The 23,066-nt window shown below is 72.6% G+C and carries 16 protein-coding genes; 13 read left to right on the top strand and 3 right to left on the bottom strand.

What is annotated here, in order from left to right; genetic code table 11:
* Positions 1-122: 122 nt before the first annotated feature.
* From ACIQM4_RS06320 to moeZ, 3 genes are all read left to right on the top strand, one after another.
* Positions 123-1,130: an NAD-dependent epimerase/dehydratase family protein gene (locus ACIQM4_RS06320; RefSeq protein ID WP_401586794.1), complete on the top strand. Its 1,008-nt coding sequence runs from the start codon at positions 123-125 to the stop codon at positions 1,128-1,130.
* The gene (locus ACIQM4_RS06315; RefSeq protein ID WP_401586792.1) at positions 1,118-1,939 is read left to right on the top strand and encodes a spherulation-specific family 4 protein; all 822 of its coding nucleotides are present in this window, start codon (positions 1,118-1,120) and stop codon (positions 1,937-1,939) included. The genes ACIQM4_RS06320 and ACIQM4_RS06315 overlap by 13 nt, the downstream gene beginning before the upstream one ends.
* A gap of 63 nt (positions 1,940-2,002) precedes the next feature.
* Entirely contained in the window at positions 2,003-3,181 is a 1,179-nt protein-coding gene (moeZ, locus tag ACIQM4_RS06310; protein WP_401586789.1) for an adenylyltransferase/sulfurtransferase MoeZ, read from the top strand.
* 152 nt (positions 3,182-3,333) lie between these two features.
* Here the strand turns inward: moeZ and ACIQM4_RS06305 are convergent, their stop codons facing one another.
* Both ACIQM4_RS06305 and ACIQM4_RS06300 read right to left on the bottom strand, forming a co-directional pair.
* Positions 3,334-4,902, bottom strand: a complete 1,569-nt coding sequence (locus ACIQM4_RS06305) for an alpha/beta hydrolase (RefSeq protein ID WP_401586786.1) — start codon at positions 4,900-4,902, stop codon at positions 3,334-3,336.
* A gap of 90 nt (positions 4,903-4,992) precedes the next feature.
* The gene (locus ACIQM4_RS06300; protein ID WP_401588140.1) at positions 4,993-7,770 is read right to left on the bottom strand and encodes a lysylphosphatidylglycerol synthase domain-containing protein; all 2,778 of its coding nucleotides are present in this window, start codon (positions 7,768-7,770) and stop codon (positions 4,993-4,995) included.
* Between the two features lie 170 nt (positions 7,771-7,940).
* On the opposite strand from ACIQM4_RS06300, the gene ACIQM4_RS06295 reads away from it, so the two are divergent.
* The 6 genes from ACIQM4_RS06295 to nudC all read left to right on the top strand — a co-directional run bounded on the left by ACIQM4_RS06295 (position 7,941) and on the right by nudC (position 18,812).
* Positions 7,941-8,327, top strand: a complete 387-nt coding sequence (locus tag ACIQM4_RS06295) for an MGMT family protein (protein ID WP_401588137.1) — start codon at positions 7,941-7,943, stop codon at positions 8,325-8,327.
* A 59-nt stretch (positions 8,328-8,386) separates the two neighbouring features.
* On the top strand, positions 8,387-8,509 hold the full coding sequence (locus tag ACIQM4_RS06290; protein WP_401586783.1) for a hypothetical protein: 123 nt from the start codon (positions 8,387-8,389) through the stop codon (positions 8,507-8,509).
* 247 nt (positions 8,510-8,756) lie between these two features.
* A complete protein-coding gene (locus ACIQM4_RS06285) occupies positions 8,757-12,185 on the top strand; it encodes an ATP-dependent helicase (protein WP_401588134.1) in 3,429 nt (1,142 codons plus the stop codon).
* A 64-nt stretch (positions 12,186-12,249) separates the two neighbouring features.
* Positions 12,250-16,113, top strand: coding sequence for a UvrD-helicase domain-containing protein (locus ACIQM4_RS06280; protein WP_401586781.1), 3,864 nt, complete (start codon positions 12,250-12,252; stop codon positions 16,111-16,113).
* A gap of 10 nt (positions 16,114-16,123) precedes the next feature.
* Positions 16,124-17,518 (top strand): dipeptidase, encoded by a 1,395-nt coding sequence (locus ACIQM4_RS06275; RefSeq protein ID WP_401586779.1) that lies wholly within the window; start codon positions 16,124-16,126, stop codon positions 17,516-17,518.
* 343 nt (positions 17,519-17,861) lie between these two features.
* Positions 17,862-18,812 carry an NAD(+) diphosphatase gene (gene nudC / locus ACIQM4_RS06270; protein ID WP_401588132.1) on the top strand — a complete coding sequence of 317 codons (951 nt, stop codon included), beginning with the start codon at positions 17,862-17,864 and terminating at the stop codon, positions 18,810-18,812.
* Positions 18,813-18,987: 175 nt separating this feature from the next.
* Here the strand turns inward: nudC and ACIQM4_RS06265 are convergent, their stop codons facing one another.
* Positions 18,988-19,245, bottom strand: a complete 258-nt coding sequence (locus tag ACIQM4_RS06265; protein WP_401586776.1) for a glutaredoxin domain-containing protein — start codon at positions 19,243-19,245, stop codon at positions 18,988-18,990.
* Between the two features lie 223 nt (positions 19,246-19,468).
* Between ACIQM4_RS06265 and ACIQM4_RS06260 the strand changes: the two genes are divergently transcribed.
* The 4 genes from ACIQM4_RS06260 (at position 19,469) to ACIQM4_RS06245 (ending at position 23,044) form a co-directional block, all read left to right on the top strand.
* Positions 19,469-21,652 (top strand): ATP-dependent DNA helicase UvrD2, encoded by a 2,184-nt coding sequence (locus tag ACIQM4_RS06260; RefSeq protein WP_401586774.1) that lies wholly within the window; start codon positions 19,469-19,471, stop codon positions 21,650-21,652.
* Between the two features lie 170 nt (positions 21,653-21,822).
* Entirely contained in the window at positions 21,823-22,167 is a 345-nt protein-coding gene (locus ACIQM4_RS06255; RefSeq protein ID WP_401586771.1) for a hypothetical protein, read from the top strand.
* Between the two features lie 173 nt (positions 22,168-22,340).
* Positions 22,341-22,718 (top strand): WhiB family transcriptional regulator, encoded by a 378-nt coding sequence (locus ACIQM4_RS06250; RefSeq protein ID WP_401586768.1) that lies wholly within the window; start codon positions 22,341-22,343, stop codon positions 22,716-22,718.
* A complete protein-coding gene (locus ACIQM4_RS06245) occupies positions 22,715-23,044 on the top strand; it encodes a hypothetical protein (RefSeq protein ID WP_401586765.1) in 330 nt (109 codons plus the stop codon). Before ACIQM4_RS06250 ends, ACIQM4_RS06245 begins: the two co-directional genes overlap by 4 nt.
* Positions 23,045-23,066 lie beyond the last annotated feature (22 nt).

Here is a 23,066-nt window from a genome sequence, read left to right as displayed (position 1 = left end):
GCAGTACCCGTGCCGCATCGGCAGGGGCCCGTACAACACCCTCAAGGAGAACGTCACATGAACCCCCCACCCCCTCTCTCCGTGCAGCCCGTGCGCGCCCGTCGGCACCGGGGGGACGCACGATGAGGGTTCTGCTGCTCGGCGCCAACGGATACCTCGGCCGCTTCGTCGCGGACCGCCTCCTCGCCGACCCCGCCGTCCAGCTCACCGCGCTCGGCCGGGGCGACGACGCCGACGTACGGTTCGACCTCGCGACCGGCAGCCCGGGAGCCCTGACCCGCTTCCTGGACGCCGTCCACCCCGGGGTCGTCGTCAACTGCGCGGGCGCCACCAGGGGCGGTGCCCGCGACCTCACCCGGCACAACACCGTCGCCGTCGCCACCGTCTGTGAGGCCCTGCGCCGCAGCGGCTGCGGCGCGCGCCTGGTCCAGCTCGGCTGCGCCGCCGAGTACGGGCCCTCACAGCCGGGGTCGTCCACCGCGGAGGACGCGGTGCCGCGCCCCGGCGGACCGTACGGCGTCAGCAAGCTGGCGGCCACGGAGCTCGTCCTCGGTTCCGGCCTGGACGCCGTCGTCCTCAGGGTGTTCTCACCGGTCGGGCCCGGCACCCCCGCCGGATCACCGCTCGGCCGCCTCGCGGAGGCGATGCGCCGCGCCATGCAGTCCGGCGACGGTGAGCTCAAGCTCAGCGGCCTCGGGGTGCAGCGCGACTTCGTCGACGTGCGCGACGTGGCGCGCGCCGTGCACGCCGCCTCGCTGTCCGCCGCCCAGGGCGTCGTCAACATCGGCACCGGGCGCGCGGTACGGCTGCGGGACGCCGCAGCCGTCCTGGCCCGGGTGGCGGGCTACGGCGGCGCCCTGCACGAACTGGACGCCCCCAGCGGCTACTCCAGCTCCGCGGCCGCCAGCGCCGCCGTGCGCAACGGCGGCGTCCCCACCATCGGCGCCCCGCGCCCCTCGGACGCCATGTCCGAACACCTCGGGGCGGCCCCCTACCCCTACCCCGACGGCTGCGGCAGCTGGCAGCAGGCCGATGTGCGCACGGCCCGCGACCGGCTCGGCTGGCGGCCCCGGATCAACCTGGAGGAATCGCTCGCGGACATCTGGATGGAGGCGGCGTGCCGTATCTGAGCACGGCAGGCGCGGTCCGCCCCGGCCTAGGGGCGGACCGGCTCGGAATCGGCGTGCCGGGATACGCGCACCCGCTGCTCGCCCCCGTCGAGTGGGCCGAACTCCTGCGCTTCTCCCGGCTGCACGCGCCCGGCACGGGGCTCACGGCCCCCCTGCACTGGACCGTGCTCAACGTCGCCGACGGACCCGGCGCCCGCCCCGACCCGCACTGCCTCGAAGCCTCCGGAAGGCTGCGCAACGCGGGGCTCAGGGTGCTCGGACACCTCGACATGACGTACGGGGCGCGGGCGTACGACGAACTGGTCCAGGACGCCAGGCGCTTCCTGGACTGGTACCGGGTCGACGGCTTCTACCTGGACCGGTGTCCCGCGGACCGGGACGAACTGCCCGCCACCCGGAAGCTCACCGCCGCCCTGCGGTCGATGCTCGACGGGGCCGGAAGCGGCGACGCGCAGGGGGGCGCCCGTGTCGTCCTCGGGCACGGCACCCACCCGTACGCCGGATATGCCGAGGCCGCCGACCAGTTGGTGACCTTCTCCGGCCCCTGGACGGACTACCGCTGGTCGCAGGCCGCGGAGTGGACCGCCGCCCACCCCGCCTCCCGGTTCTGCCACCTGGTGCACGGGGTGCCGCGCACGCACCTGGAGGAGGCGTTGCGCATCGCGCGCTGGCAGGGCGCCGGGACGATCTGGTTCACGGACCGGACGGACCGGGACAGGACAGGTGACCAGGTCGGCAGCGCCTGGGAGGCACTGCCCGGGTACTGGGACGAAATCGTCTCGCGCATCGGACCTGGTGTCTCGGAATGAGAAGGGGCGTGGCAGTGTTACGCGGAGAACAACCGTATTGATTTACCGACCACCGGAGTTCCCGTGTCGCTGCCACCCCTGGTTGAGCCAGCTGCTGAGCTCACCGTCGACGAGGTCCGTCGGTACTCCCGCCACCTGATCATCCCGGACGTCGGGATGGACGGGCAGAAGCGCCTGAAGAACGCCAAGGTGCTTGCCGTGGGTGCCGGCGGCCTCGGGTCGCCCGCTCTGATGTATCTCGCCGCCGCAGGCGTCGGCACGCTCGGCATCGTCGAGTTCGACGAGGTCGACGAATCGAATCTGCAGCGCCAGATCATCCACAGCCAGGCCGACATCGGCCGCTCGAAGGCCGAGTCCGCGAAGGACTCGGTCCTCGGTATCAATCCGTATGTGAACGTCGTACTGCACGAAGAGCGGCTCGAGGCCGAGAACGTGATGGAGATCTTCTCCCAGTACGACCTCATCGTCGACGGCACGGACAACTTCGCGACGCGCTACCTGGTCAACGACGCGTGCGTGCTGCTCAACAAGCCGTACGTATGGGGTTCGATCTACCGCTTCGACGGCCAGGCGTCCGTCTTCTGGTCCGAGCACGGCCCGTGCTACCGCTGCCTCTACCCGGAGCCCCCGCCGCCGGGCATGGTCCCCAGCTGCGCCGAGGGCGGCGTGCTCGGCGTGCTCTGCGCTTCCATCGGGTCCATCCAGGTCACCGAGGCCATCAAGGTCCTCACCGGCATCGGCGACCCGCTGGTCGGGCGCCTGATGATCTACGACGCGCTGGAGATGCAGTACCGCCAGGTCAAGGTCCGCAAGGACCCCGACTGCGCGGTCTGCGGTGCCAACCCGACCGTCACCGAGCTCATCGACTACGAGGCCTTCTGCGGCGTCGTGTCCGAGGAGGCCCAGGAGGCGGCGGCCGGTTCCACGATCACCCCCAAGCAGCTCAAGGAGTGGATCGACGCCGACGAGAAGATCGAGATCATCGACGTCCGCGAGCCGAACGAGTACGAGATCGTCTCGATCCCGGGCGCGAAGCTGATCCCCAAGGGCGAGTTCCTGATGGGCACCGCCCTGGAGAGCCTGCCGCAGGACAAGAAGATCGTCCTGCATTGCAAGACGGGTGTCCGCAGTGCGGAAGTCCTCGCCGTCCTGAAGTCGGCGGGCTTCTCGGACGCGGTGCACGTCGGCGGCGGCGTGATCGGCTGGGTCCACCAGATCGAGCCGGAGAAGCCGGTCTACTAGACCGGCCGCGGATGTCGAAGGGGCCGGGCGGCTGGTGCTGCCCGGCCCCTTCGCCGTGTCCCGGGCGGCCGTGGTGCCGCTCGGCCCCTTCGCCGTGTCCCAGGCGGCCGTGGTGCCGCCCGGTTCCCTTGCCGTGTCCCCGGCGGCTGCCGTTATGAGCAGACCGTTCCCGCGGTCGGGACCTTGCCCTCCAGCAGGTACTTGTCGACGTTCGTCTTCACACACGCGCTTCCGCTGTTGTACGCACCGTGGCCCTCGCCCTTGTAGGTCAGCTCGACGCCGACGCCCTTGCCCAGCTTCTCGGCCATCTTCCGGGCGCCCTCGTACGGCGTGGCCGGGTCACCGGTGTTGCCGACGACGAGGATCGGGGCCGAACCCGCGGCGCTCACGTCCGGGGTCTCCCACTGGCCCGGCACCGGCCACGAGGAGCAGCCGGACAGGCCCCAGGCGAGGAAGTCGCCGAAGACGGGGGACGCCTTGCGGAACTCCGGGACCTTCGACTTGGCGTACGCGACGTCGAACCGCTCCTTGGAGTCCACGCAGTTGATGGCGGCGTTGGCGGCCCCGATGTTGCTGTAGGTGCCGTCCTGGTTGCGGCCGTTCATGGAGTCGGCGAGCACCAGGAGCAGCGCGCCGTTGCCGCCGTCGGCCTCGTCGACCCCCTGCTCCAGGTAGGGCCAGAACTCCTTCGAGTACAGCGTCTGGACGATGCCGTTGGTGGCCTGGCTCTGGGTCAGCTGCCGGCCCGCCGTGCCGGGGATCGGCTTCTTGTCGAGGCGGGCGAGGAGCTCGACGATGCCGTCCTCGATCTCCTTGGGGGTGCTGCCCTCCAGCTTGCACTCGTCACCGCGGGCGACGCAGTCCTTGGCGAAGTTGTTCAACGCCAGCTGGAACCCCTTGGCCTGGCCCAGCGAGCTCTGTTCGGTCTTCTGGGTGGGGTCCACGACCGCGTCGAAGACGGCCCGGCCGACCCTCTTGGGGAACAGGTGGGCGTAGACGCCGCCGAGCTCGGTGCCGTACGAGATGCCGAAGTAGTACAGCTTGTCGTCGCCGAGCACCTGGCGCATGAGGTCGAGGTCCTTGGCGGCGTTCGTGGTGCCGACGTGGGGCAGTTCGGCGCCCGAGTTCTTCTCGCAGGCGTCCGCGTACTCCTTGATGCCGTCGGCGTACTTCTTCTCCTCGGCGTCGTCGTCGGGTGTCGCGTCCTCGGCGTAGTACGCGTCAAGGGCCTTGTCCCCCTGGCACTTCACGGGGGCGCTGCCGCCCACGCCGCGCGGGTCGAAGCTCACCAGGTCGTACCGGGAGCGGAGCTCGGCGTAGTCCTTGCCCGCGCTCGGCAGGGTGGTCACCCCGGAGCCGCCGGGGCCGCCGAAGTTGAAGATCAGCGAACCGATGCGCTTCTCCTGGTCGGCGGCGCGGGCCCGGATCAGGGCCAGGCCGATGCGGTCGCCGTCCGGTTTCGCGTAGTCGCGCGGCACCTGCATGGTGGCGCACTGCCACTCCGCACCGCCCGGCAGCGGCGAAGGCTCCGTCCCCTCACCCTGCGCGGCGTCAGGCGCCGGGCAGTCCGCCCACTTCAGTTCCTGGGAGCCGAGGTCCTGCTTCTTGTCGCCCTCACCGCCGCCGTTGCTACTGCCTCCGTCGGTACATCCGGCGAGGGACAGCAGTACGGCGACGGAGGCGGCCAGGGCGGGAGCGCGCAGCGCGAAAGGGGTAGGCATGCCCTCTATCGTGCGCCGGGGCGGGCGGGACCGCGCGCGCCGGGGTCCATGCGGGTGCCCCGGCCGCCTCCTTGAGGTGGTCGTCGCCGGCTAGAGGGCGCCCTTGCGGGTCAGCGAGTTGAAACACAGCCAGCCCGGCAGCACCGGGAGCCAGAACGTCAGCAGTCGGTAGAGCAGGACCGCGGGCGCCGCGACCGCCGCCGGCAGTCCGGAGAGCGTCAGCGCGGTGAGCAGCGCGCCCTCGACCGCGCCGACGCCGCCGGGCGTCGGCACGGCCGAACCCACCGCGTTGGCCGTCAGGAAGACCACCGCGACCGCGGCGTAACTCAGGTGATCGCCGTCGCCCTGCCCGAAGGCGCGGATCGAGGCGTCCAGGCACATGACGAACACGACCGTCAGCAGCACCATGCCGCCGATACCGGTGGCCAGTTTCTTCGGCCGCTGGAACACGTCGAGCATGCGCGGCACCACACCGGCGAACAGCGAACGCACCCGGGTCACGATGAACTTCCGCATGAACGGAACCGCGGTGACGATCATCGCCAGCACCGCCGCCGTCAGCAGGCCCGCGATCACCGTCCGGGACGGGTTCTCCCAGGAGGTCTGCTCGGTCCCGGTCACATAACCGAAGATCATCAGCAGTCCGATGTGGCTGGCCAGGCCGAACAGCTGGGACGCTCCCACACTCGCGACGGCGAGCCCGGGGCGTACGCCCGACCGTTGCAGGAACCGGGTGTTGAGCGCCACACCGCCGATCGCGGCCGGCGCCACCAGCTTCACGAAGGAGCCCGCCACCTGCGCCTTGACGGTCTGCCAGAACGACACCTTCTCGGGCACGAAGCCCAGCAGGCTCATCGCCGCCGCCACGTAACTGAGCGCCGAGAACAGGGCCGCCACCGCGACCCAGCCCCACTCCATCGTGCTGAACGCGTCGGTGATCGGGTTCTTCAGAAGGTACGAGATCAGGATGTACGCGGCGAAGGCCCCGGCCAGCAGACTGATCAGGGTGCGCGGCTTGATGCGCTCCAGACGGACCGCCTCGACCGGCGCCTGCGGGCGGATCAGCAGCACCTGTTGGCGGATCTGCATCAGCAGATCCTCTTCCCTGGCGCCTTCCACGGCCTCGTCGATGGCCTCCTTCTCGGCCTTCTTCTCCGCGCGTACGGCCTTGCGCCCGCCGGCATCCTCCTCCTCGCCCTTCTCGCGGGCGCGGGCCTCCTTGGCGAGCCGCGAGGCTTCGAGCACCGCCTCGCGCTGCCGTTGCGACCGCTCCCGGCCCAGCCGGCGCAGCGTCGCACGCGTGGAGCGGCTCAGCGCGATCGGCTGGAGCAGCGGAAGGCTGTCGGCAACCGTGTCGGGGCCCAGTACGTCCACCGCGGTGGCCACGGCCCGCTCCGCGCCCGTGCGCAGTCCCAGGGTGGTCAGCAACTGCGCCACGTCCATCCGCAGCACGACGTCGCCCGCCGCGATCTCGCCGCCCCGCAGATCGGTCAGGATCACCGTGCCGGAACGATCCACCAGAATGGCGTCGCCGGCCAGTCTGCGGTGCGCGATACGTCTCGACTGGAGTGCCCTCACCTGGCGCCAGGCGTCCCGCAGCAGGTCGTCCGTGATCTCGTCGTCGGACAGCGAGTCCAGGGTCCGGCCGCCCAGGTGCTCGTACACGAGCATGACGGCGTCCGGGCCGAGCTCCGACGTGGCGATCAGCTTGGGTGCGTTGGCCCCCGCCGCGATGGCCGCGTACGCGAGCAGTGCCTCCTGCTCAAGGGCCTGCCGCAGCGACTGGATGGACCGGCGCTGGGTGATCCCGCGCAGGGTGAGCCGGCGCCACACCCGGTAGAAGAAGCCCTGCGCCTGCTGCTCGCGGTCGACCACGGTGATGTCGAGGGGCGGGCCGTCCTCCAGGGTGACGATGTAGCGCCGCCCCCGGTCACCCTGGTCGCCAACGTCGAGGGGCTCCTCGGCGCGCATCGCGGACACCGGACGGAAGCCCACGTGCCGCAGTCCGGCGAGGAGGGTCTGTCCGGTGGGGCGCACGTTGGGAGAGCCCACCGCGTAGAGCGTGGCGTACGCCACGGTCCAGCCGATCAGCACGGTGACGATGATCGACAGGGGTGTGGTCTGACCGCCCACCAGCACCGCGAACGCGTTGAGCAGCAGCACCGCCCACAGCGCCACCCGCCAGCGCGGCCTGCGCGCCATCCCGACCGCGGTCATGTACGCGATGACGGGTGCCAGGTAGCCGTGCACCGGGTCGGTGAGCGCGCCGCTGCCGTCGTTGGTGACCTGGGTCAGCGCCTCCCGGATGGCCTCCGGGGCGGGGCCCGAGACCCAGAGGTCGGTGGCGAGGGCGACCCCGTGCGCGAGCACCGCCGCGAGGACGCCGTCGGCGATCCGCAGTCCGTCACGTTTGATCAGCCGTTCGATCGCGAAGCCGACCGGCAGGATCAGCACGGCGATGCTGGAGACGAGACCGGCCAGCTGGACGAAGACGACCGGGGTCTTCTTGGTGCCCTCCAGGATGTCCTTCTCAAGACCGGACGCCGTGCCGTGCGCGAACGCCGCCAGGGCGATCACACAGGCGATGCCGAGCAGGCCCGACAGCAGTCGTACGAGGTCGGCGGGGCGGTGCACCCGGGCGGCGAGCAGCGGCTCGTCGCCGGAGACGCGCTCCACGTGGCCCTCGTCGGTGAGGTCGGACGAACCGCCGGGGGAGATCACGACCGGGTGGGGTGTGTCACCACCACGGCTCCCGGTGCCCGGAATGTCCGTCCGCGGGGGCTCCGGGTCTGGGGCCCCCAGGTCAGGGGCTTCCGGGTCCGGGCGTGGGACGGCGTCAGGAGCGCCTGCCGCCGGTCGAGGCTGCACGTCCTGCTCCTTCGTCGTCGTCTCGTCCTGGTCTCTCACCAGGCACCGTCCGGATGATGGTGGCATGACCGGATGGTGCGGTGGGGCGTCAGGGTGCAGCGCGCGCCATTTCCCCGGGCCCCACGCGCGCGGGCGCACGCCCCGGTGTCCTGTCGGTGGCATGCGGCAGGATGGGCCGGATGAGCGACGACCCTGCCGTGAGCGACGAGCTCCCGGAGTACGCGGAACGTGTCCTGGCGGTCGCGGAACGGATCCCGCCCGGCCGGGTGATGACGTACGGGGACGTGGCGGAGTGGCTGGCCGACGGCGGGCCCCGGCAGGTCGGCCGGGTGATGGCGCTGTACGGGGGCGCGGTGCCCTGGTGGCGCGTCGTCCGGGCGGACGGCCTGCTGCTGCCGGGCCACGAGCTGCGCGCCATGGCGCGGTACCGGGACGAGGGCACTCCGCTGCGCACCGCCCCGCGCACCGCCGAGGGGCACCTGCCGCGCCTCGACATGAAGCGCGCCAGGTGGGACGGGCGCGAGGCTCCGGGGAACGGCCGCGGGGACGGCTCCTGAGGCACAGGCACCGGCCGGGGCGCGTCGGGTCGTACGGCTCACACCACCAAGCTTCCGCCATGTCACGCGCGCAGGGGCACTCCTGGGACCGTACGGAGTACGAGGTGCGCAGGGGGACGACGAACACCGGTACGGGGGCGGGGGAGGCGGAGCCGCTGCGTCCCCGGTGTCCACTGGCGTAGCGTCGGGAGCACGCACTACGTCCGCCGCACACGGCACAGCGGCCCCGTACGGTGCGTTTGCCCACCCCACAGACGCTCCCCGCAGCCGCAAGGCAGACCAGCACACCACCCACCAGGACCGGCGACCCACGTGAGCACCTCCCTCTCCTCGGACCCCTCGGGCTCCACCGGAACCTCCCGGACGCACCGGACACAGCCCTACCGGCCGCAACCGCGGGCACGGCGGCAGGTCCCGGGCGCGTACCGGCTGGTCCGGACGGCGCCTGGCCGGGTGGAGCCCCCCTTGCTTGACGCACAGCAGCGCGCGGTGGTTGACCACGGGAAGGGACCCCTGCTCGTCCTCGCGGGCCCCGGCACGGGCAAGACGACGACCCTCGTCGAGGCGGTGGCGGCCAGGGTGGCGGCGGGGGCGAAGCCCGAGCGGATCCTCGTGCTGACCTTCAGCCGCAAGGCGGCCGTCGAACTGCGCGACCGGATGGCGCTGCGGCTCGGCGCCCGGCAGGCGCCGCAGGCCACCACCTTCCACTCGTTCTGCTACGCGCTGGTCCGCGCCCACCAGGACAGCGACCTGTTCAGCGAGCCGCTGCGGCTGCTCTCGGGACCCGAGCAGGACGTGGCCGTACGGGAACTGCTCGCCGGCGAGATCGACCTGGAGAAGGCCGGTCTGGCACATGTCAGCTGGCCCGACGAGTTGCGGGCCTGCCTCACCACCCGCGGCTTCGCCGACGAGGTCCGCGCGGTGCTGGCCCGCAGCCGTGAGCTGGGGCTCGGCCCCGGCGCCCTGCGGGACTTCGCGCGGCGCACCGGCCGCCCCGACTGGCAGGCGGCGGCGACCTTCCTCGCCGAGTACCTCGACGTCCTGGACCTCCAGGGCGTCCTGGACTACGCGGAACTGGTGCATCGCGCGGTACTGCTGGCCGAGCGCGAGGCAGCGACCGGACGGCTCGCCGCCGCGTACGACGCCGTCTTCGTCGACGAGTACCAGGACACCGACCCCGCCCAGGTGCGGCTGCTGCACGCGCTGGCCGGGCAGGGGCGCACGCTGGTGGCGTTCGGCGATCCCGACCAGTCGATCTACGCCTTCCGGGGCGCGGACGTCGGCGGCATCCTCGACTTCCCGCAGACCTTCCGCACCGCGGACGGCGGCCCCGCCCGCGTCGAGGTCCTCACCACCTCGCGCCGCTCCGGCGCGGGGCTGCTCGCCGCGACCAGGCTGCTCACCCGGCGGATGCCGCTGGGCAGGCTGCCGGCCGAGGCCGTGCGGGCCCACCGGGACCTGGCGCCGGTCCGGGACGGCGGCAGGACCGAGGTCTACACGTATCCGACCGCGGGCACCGAGCTGGACAACGTCGCGGACATCCTGCGCCGGGCACACCTGGAGGACGGGGTGCCGTGGAGCGAGATGGCGGTGCTCGTGCGCGCGGGCGGCCGGACGATTCCCTCGGTGCGGCGCGCGCTGACCGCGGCCGGGGTGCCCCTGGAGATCGACGGCGACGACCTGCCGCTGCGGCACGAGCCCGCGGTCACCCCGCTGCTGACCGCGCTGCGGGCGGTGGCGCAGGCGGCACTGGAGCGCGCGCCACGGACCCCGTTCACGACGGAGCAGGCGCCCGCGGACGCGGGCGGCGAGCGTGACGGCGCGCAGGATGCCCCTGGGGGTGACGGCGCGCAGGGTGGTGGCGACATCCTTGAGCGTGACGGCGCGTCGGGTGGTGGTGACGCCCCTGGGCGTGACGGCGAGCAGGGTGGTGGTGACGTCCCTGGGCGTGACGGTGCGGGCCCTGTGCGCGTACCCGTCTGGCTCGGCACCGAGACCGCCGTCGAGCTCCTCGCCTCCCCGCTCGGCGGCATGGACGCCGCCGACCTGCGCCGGCTCGGGCGCGCCCTGCGGGACGAGGAGCGCGCCGCGGGCAGCAAGGTGCCGCCGCCGTCCGACGTCCTCCTCGCGCGTGCGCTCGCCGAGCCCGAACGGCTCGTCGCGCACGACCCCGCGTACGCGCGCGGGGCGCAGCGCCTGGGCGCCCTGCTGCGCAAGGCACGCGAACTCCTGGCAGGCGGCGGCACCGCCGAGGAGGCGCTGTGGGAGCTGTGGGCGGGCAGCAGCACCTGGACCCGCCGCCTGGAGCGGGCCGCCCTGCGCGGCGGCCCCGCCGGGCGCAACGCCGACCGCGACCTGGACGCCATATGCGCCCTGTTCGACACCGCGGCCCGCGCCGAGGAGCGCTCAGGAGGGCGCGGCGCCCTCAACTTCCTGGAGGAGCTCGACGCCCAGGACATCGCCGCCGACACCCTCAGCAGGCGCACCGTCAGGACCGAGGCGGTACGGCTGATGACCGCCCACCGCGCCAAGGGCCTGGAGTGGCGGCTGGTCGTCGTGACCGGGGTGCAGGAAGGGCTCTGGCCCGACCTGCGCCGCCGCGGCTCCCTCCTGGAGGCGGACCGGATCGGCCGTGACGGGCTCGCCGAGCCCCTCACCCCCGGCGCCCTCCTCGCCGAGGAGCGCCGGCTGTTCTACGTCGCCGCCACGCGCGCGCGTGAACGCCTCGTCGTCACCGCGGTGAAGGCCCCCGCCGACGACGGCGACCAGCCCTCCCGCTTCCTCACCGAGCTCGGCGTCGAGCCCCGCGACGTCACCGGCAGACCCCGCCGGCCGCTCGCCGTCTCCGCGCTCGTCGCCGAACTGCGCGCCACCACCGTCGACCCGGAGGCTTCCGCCGCACTGCGCGACGCGGCGGCCCGCAGGCTCGCGGCGCTGGCCGCGCTCAGTGACGAGGACGGCCGGCCGATGGTGCCCGCCGCCCATCCGGACCGCTGGTGGGGGCTGTACGAGCCGACGCACAGCGCCGTGCCGCTGCGCGACCGCGACCAGCCGGTCGCCCTGTCCGGCAGCGCCCTCGACCAGCTCGCCAACACCTGCTCCCTCCAGTGGTTCCTGGGACGCGAGGTCAAGGCGGACGCGCCCGCCACCGCCGCCCAGGGTTTCGGCAACGTCGTCCACGTGCTCGCCGACGAGGTCGCCTCCGGCCGCACGCCCGCCGACCTGGGCGTCCTGATGGAGCGGCTCGACTCCGTCTGGGACGCCCTCGCCTTCGACGCGCCCTGGAAGTCCCGGCAGGAGAAGGAGCACGCGCGCGTGGCGCTGGAGCGCTTCCTGCAGTGGCACGTCACGGACCGCGGCGGGCGCACCGCCGTGGCCACCGAGCACGGCTTCGACGTCACCCTTGAGGCGGGCGGCGACTACGAGGTGCGCATCCGCGGTTCCATGGACCGCGTCGAGACCGACGCGCAGGGCCGGGCGTACGTCGTCGACTTCAAGACCGGCAAGGCCGCCCCGACCCGTGACGAGGTGGCCCACCACCCGCAGCTCGCGGTCTACCAGCTGGCCGTCCGGGAGGGAGCCGTCGACGAGGTCTTCGGCGGGGTGCGCCCGGAACCCGGCGGCGCGGAGCTCGTCCAGCTGCGGCAGCCCGCGGCCAAGAAGGACGGCGGCGAGGACCTGCCGAAGATCCAGGCGCAGGAGCCGCTCGCGGGGGAGTGGGTCGGCGACCTGCTGGCCACGGCCGCGGGTAGGGTCCTCGACGAGCGGTTCGCACCCAGCACCGGCCAGCAGTGCGCGCACTGCGCGTTCCGGGCGTCGTGCAGCGCCCTGCCGGAGGGAAAGCACGTGGTGGAATGACCGTCACCGCAGGTCACGCCGGTTGTGGTCGGCGTTGTCAGTGGTCCCGGCTAGCCTCTTCGAGGTGACCACCACCCTCACCGACGCCGAGCAGCTCAAGCAGCTCCTCGGCATCCCGTTCACCCCGGAGCAGCTGGCGTGCATCACGGCACCCACCGCCCCGCAGGTCATCGTGGCCGGGGCCGGGTCGGGCAAGACGACGGTGATGGCTGCCCGGGTGGTGTGGCTGGTGGGCACCGGCCAGGTCGCACCCGAGCAGGTCCTCGGCCTCACCTTCACCAACAAGGCGGCGGGCGAGCTGGCCGAGCGCGTCCGCAAGGCGCTGATCGGCGCCGGCGTCACCGACCCCGACGCCATCGACCCGGACAACCCCCCGGGCGAACCGCGCATCTCCACCTACCACGCCTTCGCCGGACAGCTCCTCACCGACCACGGGCTGCGCATCGGCCTCGAACCCTCCGCCCGTCTGCTCGCCGACGCCACCCGCTTCCAGCTCGCCGCCCGCGTCCTGCGCGAGGCCCCCGGCCCGTACCCCTCCCTCACCCGGTCCTTCGCCACCCTGGTCAGTGACGTCCTGGCACTGGACGCGGAGCTCGCCGAGCACCTCGTCACCCCGCGCGCCCTGCGGACGTACGACACGGAACTGCTGCGCATTCTGGAGGGCGCCAAGCTCTCCAACGCCGACCTGCGCAAGGTCCCCGAGACGGCCGAGGCCCGCCGGGAACTGCTGGAGCTGACCGTCCGTTACCGGGAGCAGAAGAGCGGCCGCGACCTCCTGGACTTCGGTGACCAGATCGCGCTGTCCGCACGGCTCGCCGCCCTGCCCGAGGTGGGCGCGGCGCTGCGCGGCGAGTTCCGGGTCGTCCTGCTCGACGAGTACCAGGACACCTCGGTCGCCCAGCGGCTGCTGCTGTCCGGACTGTTCGGCGGCGGCACCGGCCACCCGGTGACCGCGGTCGGCGACCCCTGCCAGGCGATCTACGGCTGGCGCGGCGCCTCCGTCGCCAACCTCGACGACTTCCCCGAGCACTTCGCGTACGAGGACGGCCGGCCGGCCGGCCGCTACTCGCTCAGCGAGAACCGCCGCAGCGGCGGCCGGCTGCTCGACCTCGCCAACGGCCTCGCCGCCCCGCTGCGCGCCATGCACCAAGGCGTCGAGGCACTGCGCCCCGCCCCCGGCGCGGAGCGCGACGGCATCGTCCGCTGCGCCCTGCTGCGTACGCACGAGGAGGAGATCGACTGGATCGCCGACTCCCTCGCCCACCTCGTGCGCACCGGCAAGGAACCCCAGGACATCGCGGTCCTGTGCCGTACCGCGGGCGACTTCCCCGCCATCCAGGCGGCGCTCGTCGCCCGGGACGTCCCCGTCGAGGTGGTCGGGCTGTCCGGGCTGCTGCACCTGCCCGAGGTGGCGGACCTCGTCGCGGTCTGCGAGGTCCTCCAGGACCCGGGAGCCAACGCCTCTCTCGTACGCCTGCTGACCGGCCCCCGGTGGCGCATCGGGCCCCGGGACCTGGCTCTCCTCGGCCGCCGCGCGCGCCTGCTCGTCCACCGGGGGAGCGCCGCCGACGACGATCCGGACCGGCGGCTGGCGGAGGCCGTCGAGGGGGTCGACCCGTCCGAGGTGATATCGCTCGCGGACGCCCTCGACACCTTCCTGGAATCCGCGGGGGAGGCGGACGACGGACTGCCGTTCTCGGCGGAGGCCCGGGTGCGTTTCGCCCACCTCGCCCTGGAACTGCGCGACCTGCGCCGCTCCCTCGCCGACCCCCTCATGGACGTGCTGCACCGCGTCCTGCACACCACAGGGCTGGAGGTCGAGCTCTCCGCCTCCCCGCAGGCACTGGCGGCCCGCCGCCGCGAAACACTCAACAACTTCCTCGACACGGCGGCCGGCTTCGCCTCGCTGGACGGCGAGGCCACCCTGCTCGCCTTCCTCGGCTTCCTGCGCACGGCCGCCCAGTACGAGAAGGGCATGGACAACGCCCTGCCCGGCGGGGAGAACACCGTCAAGGTCCTCACCGCGCACAAGGCCAAGGGCCTGGAGTGGGACGTCGTCGCCGCTCCCGGACTGGTCAAGGGCACCTTCCCCAGCGAGCAGACCCGAGACTCCTGGACCTCCCAGGCCAAGGTCCTCCCGCACGCCCTGCGCGGCGACGCGCAGACCCTCCCGGACGTGACGGAGTGGGACGCCAAGGGCATGAAGCGGTTCAAGGACCTGATGAAGGACCACCAGCACACCGAGGAACTCCGGCTCGGGTACGTCACGTTCACCCGCCCCCGCAGCCTGCTGCTCGGTTCGGGCCACTGGTGGGGCCCTTCCCAGAAGAAGCCGCGCGGCCCCTCCGACTTCCTGACCGCGCTGTACGAGCACTGCGTGGCGGGCTTCGGCGAGATTGAGGTGTGGGCGGACCGGCCGGCGGAGGACGAGGAGAACCCCGCCCTCCAGGAGCCGGACACCGACCGCGCGTGGCCGCTCCCGCTCGACGACGAGGCCCTGAGCCGCCGCCGCCACGCGGCAGCCACGGTCCGCGCCCACCTGGACGCACTCCGGGAGACCCCGCAGCCCCCTCCCGTACCGGAGCCGGCGGCATGGGACGACTGGATCCCGCAGGAGGCCCCGGAGGACCCCGGCCACCCCGAGGCGGCCGAGGCATGGCCCGACGCACCGGACGAACCGCTGGACCTCACGGACTGGGACGCACTCGCGACGCGACGCCCGGACCCGGACGCGTCCCAGCACGACAGCCCCGACCCAGACGCCTCCCAGCACGACAGCTCCGACCCGGACGCCGCCCAGCACGACAGCTCCGACCCGGACGCCGCCCAGCACGACAGCTCCGACCCGGACGCCGCCCAGCACGAGAGCTCCGACCCGGACGCCGCCCAGCACGAGAGAACCGATCCCGGCACCCCCCAGCACGACACCTCCGACCGCGGCGCCCAGTACGACACCCCCCACGCCCGCCCCGCGGCCGGCCAGTCCGTCCCGGCCCGCCCGCACCCGTACGCCGCCCGCTCCGACTCGGTCCCGGCCCCTCGCTCGCACCCGGACCCGGACCCGGACCCGGACCCGGGCGCGGACCCGGACCCGGGCGCGGGCGCGGGTTCGGTCCCGCACGTGTCCCCGAGCCCGCACGTGCCCCCGAGCCCGGACGAAGCCCCGGTGTCTCTCGCGCCCCTGACTCCCGAGGAGTCCCGCGCCGTCGACTCCTGGGACCGGGACCTCGACGCCCTCGCCGACGAGTTGCGCCGCTCCCGTGCCACCACCCGCGAGGTCCCCGTCCCTGCCGCCCTCTCCGCCACCCAGCTGATGCGCCTGGCCGCCGACCCCGACGGCTTCGCCCAGGAGCTGGCCCGCCCCATGCCCAGGCCGCCGCAGCCCGCCGCCCGCCGCGGCACCCGCTTCCACGCCTGGGTGGAGTCCCGCTTCGAGGAGCTGCCGCTGCCCATGCTCGGCCCCGACGAGCTGCCCGGCGGCGACGAGGACGACGCCGAGATCGCCGACGAGCGCGACCTGGCCGCCCTCAAGGAGGCCTTCGAGCGCACCACGTACGCCCGCCGCACCCCGTACCGCACCGAGACCCCGTTCCACCTCAGCCTCGCGGGCCGCGTGATCCGCGGCCGAATCGACGCCGTGTACCGCGACGAGACCACCGGTGAGTACGAGATCGTCGACTGGAAGACCAGCAGGACCCGCGCCGCCGACCCCCTCCAGCTGGCCATCTACCGGCTCGCCTGGGCGGAGCTGCACGGACTGCGCCCCGATGAGGTTCTGGCCACATTCCTGTACGTACGGAGCGGCGAGGTCGTCCGCCCTGCCCGCCTCCCCGGCCGCCCCGAGCTGGAACGCATCCTCTCCGGCGAGGTCCCGGACGGCGAGCCCGCGACCTGGGCACCGGACGCCGCACCTCCGCCGGAGAGTTAGGCTCAAGGTCATGAGCGACACCCCGGACAGCGCCGTCCGTACGTACATCGAGGAGCACCGCGCCGCCTTCCTCGCCGACCTGGCCGAGTGGCTGCGCATCCCCTCCGTCTCGGCACAGCCCGAGCACGCCGAGGACGTACGGCGCAGCGCCGAGTGGCTGGTGGCGAAGCTCAAGGAGACCGGCTTCCCGACCGCCGAGGTCTGGCCCACCGACGGCTGCCCCGCGGTCTTCGCCGAGTGGCCGTCCGGCGACCCGGACGCCCCCACGGTCCTGGTCTACGGACACCACGACGTGCAGCCCGCCGCCCGCGAGGACGGCTGGCACACGGAGCCCTTCGAGCCGACGACGATCGACGGCCGGATGTACGGGCGGGGCGCTGCAGACGACAAGGGCCAGGTGTTCTTCCACACGCTCGGCGTGCGCGCCCACCTCGCCGCCACCGGCCGCACCGCCCCCGCGGTCAACCTCAAGCTGCTGGTCGAGGGCGAGGAGGAGTCGGGCTCGCCGCACTTCCGGGCCCTCGTCGAGGAGCGCCGGGAGCGTCTCGCCGCCGACGCCGTGATCGTCTCCGACACCGGCATGTGGTCCGAGGACACCCCGACCGTCTGCACCGGGATGCGCGGCGTCGCCGACTGCGAGATCACCTTCCGCGGACCCGACCAGGACATCCACTCCGGCTCCTTCGGCGGGGCGGTGCCCAACCCGGCGACCGTCGCCGCCCGCGTGGTGGCCGCCCTGCACGACGAGGACGGCCGCGTCACCGTCCCCGGCTTCTACGACGGGATCGTCCCGCTGACCGAGCAGGAGCGCGCTCTCTTCGCCGAGCTCCCCTTCGACGAGGCGCAGTGGCTGAGCACCGCCAAGTCGTACGCCACCCACGGCGAGAGCGGCTACTCCACGCTCGAACGCGTCTGGGCCCGCCCCACCGCCGAGGTCAACGGGATCGGCGGTGGCTACCAGGGCCCCGGCGGGAAGACGATCGTCCCCTCGTCCGCGGAACTGAAGCTCTCGTTCCGCCTCGTCGCCGGCCAGGACCCCGAAAAGATCGAGCAGGCAGTACGGGACTGGCTCGCCACCCGCGTCCCGGCCGGCATCCGGTACGACATCACCTTCGGCGCGGCCACCCGCCCCTGTCTGACGCCGCTCGACCACCCCGCCCTGCAGTCGGTCGTACGGGCCATGGGCCGTGCCTTCGAGCAGCCGGTGCGCTTCACGCGCGAAGGCGGCTCGGGCCCGGCGGCCGATCTCCAGGACGTCCTCGGCGCCCCCGTCCTCTTCCTGGGCATCTCCGTCCCGTCCGACGGCTGGCACGCGCCCAACGAGAAGGTCGAGCTGGACCTGCTGCTCAAGGGCGTCGAGACCACCGCCTACCTGTGGGGCGACCTCGCCGCCCATCCCCGCTGAGCCGGCCGCCATCACCCTGACCCGCCCTTCATCACCACTGAGCCGCCTTCCACCACCGCCCGGCGGGGCCGAACCTCCACCGGGCAGAGCAAACCGCCGCTGCAGAGCAGAATCACGGCCGAATCTCGGCCGAGCAGAATCACGGCCGCAGAATCACGGCCGAGCAGAATCACCGCTGAGCAGGACCACCGCTGAGCAGAACAGAATCCCGATTTACCCGGGGGAGTTGGAAGCACCTGTGAGCACCAGCACCGACAACGACGTCACCAGCCCCAAGAGCAGGTCCGGCCCCACGGACACGTCCGGTACCGCCGGCACGTCCGGTGCCACCCGCACCACGGACATGTCCGCCGCGGGCGCCCTCGCGGCCTCCGGCCGGCCGCTTACCCTTGCCGCCGCCAGCGGCATCGACCGCGCCGCGCACCACCGCATGGACGAGGCCTGGCTGGCCGCCGCCTGGAGCCACCCCTCGACCCGCGTCTTCGTCGTCTCCGGCGGTCAGGCGCTGGTCGACGACACCCCCGACGGCGGCACCGAACTGGTCATGACCCCGGCCTTCGAGGCCCCCGTCACCGAGACCCACCGCTACTTCCTGGGCACCGACGACGACGGCGTCAGCTACTTCGCCCTCCAGAAGGACTCCCTCCCGGGCCGCATGGACCAGTCCGCCCGCGCGGCCGGTCTGCGCGAGGCCGGTCTGCTGCTCTCCCCCCGGGACGCCGGGCTCATGGTGCACGCGGTGGCCCTGGAGAACTGGCAGCGGCTGCACCGCTTCTGCTCGCGCTGCGGGGAGCGCACGGTGATCGCCGCCGCCGGTCACATCAGGCGCTGCCAGGCCTGCGGGGCCGAGCACTACCCGCGCACCGACCCTGCCGTGATCATGCTGGTCACCGACGACCAGGACCGTGCCCTCCTCGGCCGTCAGGTGCACTGGCCCGAGGGCCGCTTCTCGACGCTGGCGGGATTCGTCGAGCCCGGCGAGTCCATCGAGCAGTCGGTGGCCCGCGAGGTCTTCGAGGAGGCCGGTGTCGTGGTCGGCGAGGTCGAGTACGTCGCCAGCCAGCCGTGGCCCTTCCCGTCCAGCCTGATGCTCGGCTTCATGGCCCGCGCCACCGGTTTCGAGATCGACGTGGACGGCGAGGAGATCGAGGAGGCCCGCTGGTTCTCCCGCGAGGACCTCGCCGCCGCCTTCGAGTCCGGCGAGGTGCTCCCGCCGTACGGCATCTCGATCGCGGCCCGCCTCATCGAGCTCTGGTACGGCGAACCGCTGCCGAAGCCCGGCCGCGCGTCCTGACCCTTCGGCACCCGGGGCGCACCTGCCCCCGCCACGCAGAGAACCGCCGCCCGGCATGCTGTGCCGGGCGGCGGTTCTCTGCGTGGACGCTCGGGCGGTCAGGCCGCGGTCAGGCCGCGGTCACGCCCCAGTCAAACAGCGGTCAGGCCGCGGTCACGCCCCACTCAAGCAGCGGTCAGGCCGCGGCCAGTGCCTGCTTGACCTGCGCCAACGACGGGTTGGTCATGACCGACTCGGTGCCCGACTGGGACACCACGAGCAGGGTCGGAACGGTCTGGTTGCCGCCGTTCGCCTTCTCCACGAACGCGGCCGAGTCGGCGTCGTGCTCGATGTTGACCTCGTTGTACGCGATGCCTTCGCGGTCCATCTGGCCCTTGAGCCTGCGGCAGTAGCCGCACCACGTGGTGCTGTACATCGTCACGGTGCCCGACATGTCCTTCTCGCTCCTCTGCGTCGCTCAATGATCCGGCGCTGGGTGATCCGGCGCTGGTGGTCCTGCGCCGGGCGTACCTGCGCTCGGTAATCCGTACTGGATCCGTACTCCCAGTGACTCGAACGTACGCGAGGCGCCCACCATTCCCGTATTAGTACGACCACTACCCACCCCCTGTGGACAACCGCCGCACCCGCCCCTTGCGACCTGGCAGCATGGCAGGGTGACATCAGCAACGCACTCCTCCCTTTTCCCGCAGGTACCGGAGACGGCCGACGCGGTGCTCGACGGGCTCGACCCCGAGCAGCGCGAGGTCGCGACCGCCCTGCACGGCCCCGTGTGCGTCCTCGCCGGAGCCGGGACCGGGAAGACCCGGGCGATCACCCACCGGATCGCCTACGGAGTGCGACTGGGCACCTATGAGCCGAACAGCATGCTGGCGGTGACCTTCACCGTCCGCGCCGCCGGTGAGATGCGCGGCCGGCTCCGCCAGCTCGGCGCGGGCGGCGTCCAGGTCCGCACCTTCCACGCCGCGGCCCTGCGCCAGCTCCGCTACTTCTGGCCCAAGGCGGTCGGCGGCGACCTGCCCCGACTGATCGAACGCAAGGTGGCGCTGGTCTCCGAAGCGGCCGGACATCTCGGCATCCGCCTGGACCGGGGCGAGCTGCGCGACCTGACGGCCGAGATCGAGTGGGCCAAGGTCACCCAGATCGTCCCGGGGGACTACCCCGCCGAGATCGCCAAGGCACATCGCGAGGCCCCCCGCTCCCCGGCCGAAATCAGCCAGGTCTACGCGATGTACGAGCAGCTCAAGCGCGAACGCTCGGTCATCGACTTCGAGGACGTGCTGCTGCTCACCGTCGGCATCCTGCAGGACCAGCACCTCATCGCCGACGAGTTCCGCCGCCAGTACCAGCACTTCGTCGTCGACGAGTACCAGGACGTCAGCCCGCTCCAGCAGCGGCTGCTCGACCTGTGGCTCGGCGACCGCGACAGCCTCTGCGTGGTCGGCGACGCCAACCAGACCATCTACTCCTTCACCGGCGCCACCCCCGACCACCTGCTGAACTTCCGCACCCGTCACCCTGAGGCGACCGTCGTCAAGCTGGTCCGCGACTACCGCTCCACCCCCCAGGTCGTCCACCTGGCCAACGGAGTCCTGGCCCCGGCCACCGGCCGCGCGGCCGACCACCGCCTGGAGCTGATCTCGCAGCGCGACCCGGGCCCCGCCCCGGCCTTCCGCGAGTACGGCGACGAGCCCGCCGAGGCCGAGGGCACCGCCCGCCGCATCCGCGACCTGATCGCGGCCGGCGTCCCGGCCGGTGAGATCGCCGTGCTCTACCGCATCAACGCCCAGTCCGAGGTGTACGAGCAGGCGCTCGCCGACGCCGGGGTGCCCTACCAGCTGCGCGGGGCCGAGCGTTTCTTCGAGCGGCCCGAGGTGAGCGAGGCGATCACGGCGCTGCGCAGCGCGGCCCGCTTCGGGAACAACGACGCACTGCTCGACGGGGTCGCCGGGCTGCCCGCCCAGGTCCGCGCGGTGCTCAGCGGCAGCGGCTGGAAACCGACCCCGCCCGCCGGGTCGGGCGCGGTCCGGGACCGCTGGGAGTCGCTCGCCGCGCTGGTGCGCCTGGCCGAGGACTTCGCCAGGTCCGCCCCGGCAGCCGGCCTGGCCGATCTGGTCAAGGAACTGGAGGAGCGGAAGGCAGCCCAGCACGCCCCCACCGTCCAGGGCGTCACCCTCGCCTCGCTGCACGCGGCGAAGGGCCTGGAGTGGGACGCGGTGTTCCTGGTCGGCCTCACCGACGGCATGCTGCCGATCACGTACGCGAAGACCGACGAGCAGGTGGAGGAGGAGCGCCGCCTGCTGTACGTCGGCGTCACCCGGGCCAGGGTGCACCTCAGCCTCTCCTGGGGGCTCGCCCGCTCGCCCGGCGGCCGTCCCTCCCGTACCGCCAGCCGCTTCCTGAAGGGACTGCGTCCCGGTTCCGGGAACCGGGCGCCCCGGACGGCCACGGGCGGCGGACCGGCCGCGGGTGCGGCGGCGCCCGGCACCGCCGTGCGCGCCTTCCGGGGCCCGATCCGCTGCCGGGTGTGCGGGAAGACCTTGATCGAAGGCGGCGAGATGAAGCTGATGCGCTGCGAGGACTGCCCCTCCGACATGGACGAGGGGCTGTACGAGCGGCTGCACGACTGGCGCGAGATCCAGGCCGGGAGGCTCGGGCAGCCCGGGTACTGCGTCTTCACCGACAAGACCCTCATGGCCATCGCCGAGGCCAGGCCGGAGGCCGAGGGCGAGCTGGCCAGGATCGCCGGGGTCGGCGCCCGCAAGCTACGGCTGTACGGAACCGATGTACTGGCCCTCTGCGCAGGTCAGGAGCTCGGCGAGGGTGCGGCCGAAGACTGAGCGAAACTCGTCGAGAAAATAGTTTGCGCTACTCCCCGGGAGCCCCATAGGTTCTTAACCACGGGAACAGCGGCTCTTCTCTGAAGCCCTGTTTTCGTGCTGTACTTATCCGAATACGCGTGTCGTGGCTCCGGCCACGACCCCTTAGACGCCGAGAGGAGGCGATTCCAGTGACCAGCTCCATCAACTCCACCAAAACCACCGATCACTCGGTCGTCTCCACCTGCTCTCTCGGCTCTTCGGTCGCTGCGGTCGCTTCCCTGCGTGTCGCCTCCGCCTCGCTGCGCGCCACCGGTCTGTCCGGCATCTCTGCCGTCAGCCCGGCCGCCCTGGTGGGCCTTCCCGTCCGGGAGCGTAATGAGCGACCGACCGAGGCACCGGAAGCAGCAGTAGCGAAGGCACAGGCGAAGGCCTATGCGTTTGCGGCGACCGGTGCCGGATCGAAGACGACGCAGCAGCACCACCACATGATGTGGGCCTTCCGTGGGCTCGAACCCTGGAGTGATCCAGCCTGATCGACGATCAGGCCGGCGCCTTCAGGGCCGCGGAACCCCACCCGGGATCCGCGGCCCTTCTGTTTTTCCCGAACCGGAACGACAGGGCGAAGGGGCCTCGGGACCAAGCAGCAACCGGTACCAGCCAGCACCCGGCCAACAGGCCGGAACGAAAAGACGAGGAACCCACCACCGTGCAACTCGACACGCACGCCCCGTCCGTACCGACTTCCCACCCGCTCCCGCCGCCCGGCTCCACGGAGGACCCGACCTTGACCCCCCTCACCGCGCTCACCGCGCTCACCGCGCTCGACGACGCCATCGAGGACCTCGGCGTGCCCGTCCCCTGCCGTTCGTACGACCCGGAGGTCTTCTTCGCCGAGTCCCCGGCCGATGTCGAGTACGCCAAGGCGCTCTGCCGCACCTGCCCGCTGGTCGAGGCCTGCCTCGCCGGGGCCAAGGAGCGCCGCGAGCCCTGGGGCGTCTGGGGTGGCGAGCTCTTCGTCCAGGGCGTCGTCGTCGCCCGCAAGCGTCCGCGCGGTCGTCCGCGCAAGAACCCGGTCGCAGCATGAACATCACCGGCACAGGACCCATTGACCGCCCCCACACGCACGATCCCCAGAAGCAGGACCCGATGACCCCCACCACGTACGAGCCGTCCGGCTCCGCAACATCCACCGCAAGCACCATCGGCGCGAACGCCTCGCGTCAGAACAGGACCCGCGAGATGCAACTCATCCCAGAAGCCATGGCTCGTGCCCATATGCAGGAGCGTCGGCGGGAAGCCGACGCGGAACGCCAGGCCGTCCGCCTGGTCGCCGCCCGGCGCATGCAGCGGCGTGCGGAGCGCGTGTCGCTCCGTGCCCGCCGCGCGCTGGCCATGGCGGTCATGCACTGACCGACCGCCTCCGGTACACCGT

It is taken from the genome of Streptomyces sp. NPDC091272, from assembly GCF_044757485.1.
In the GTDB taxonomy this organism is placed as follows: Bacteria; Actinomycetota; Actinomycetes; order Streptomycetales; family Streptomycetaceae; genus Streptomyces.
The sequence above is the reverse complement of the archived record's forward strand: the minus strand, read 5'-3'. Positions and strand labels throughout refer to the sequence as shown.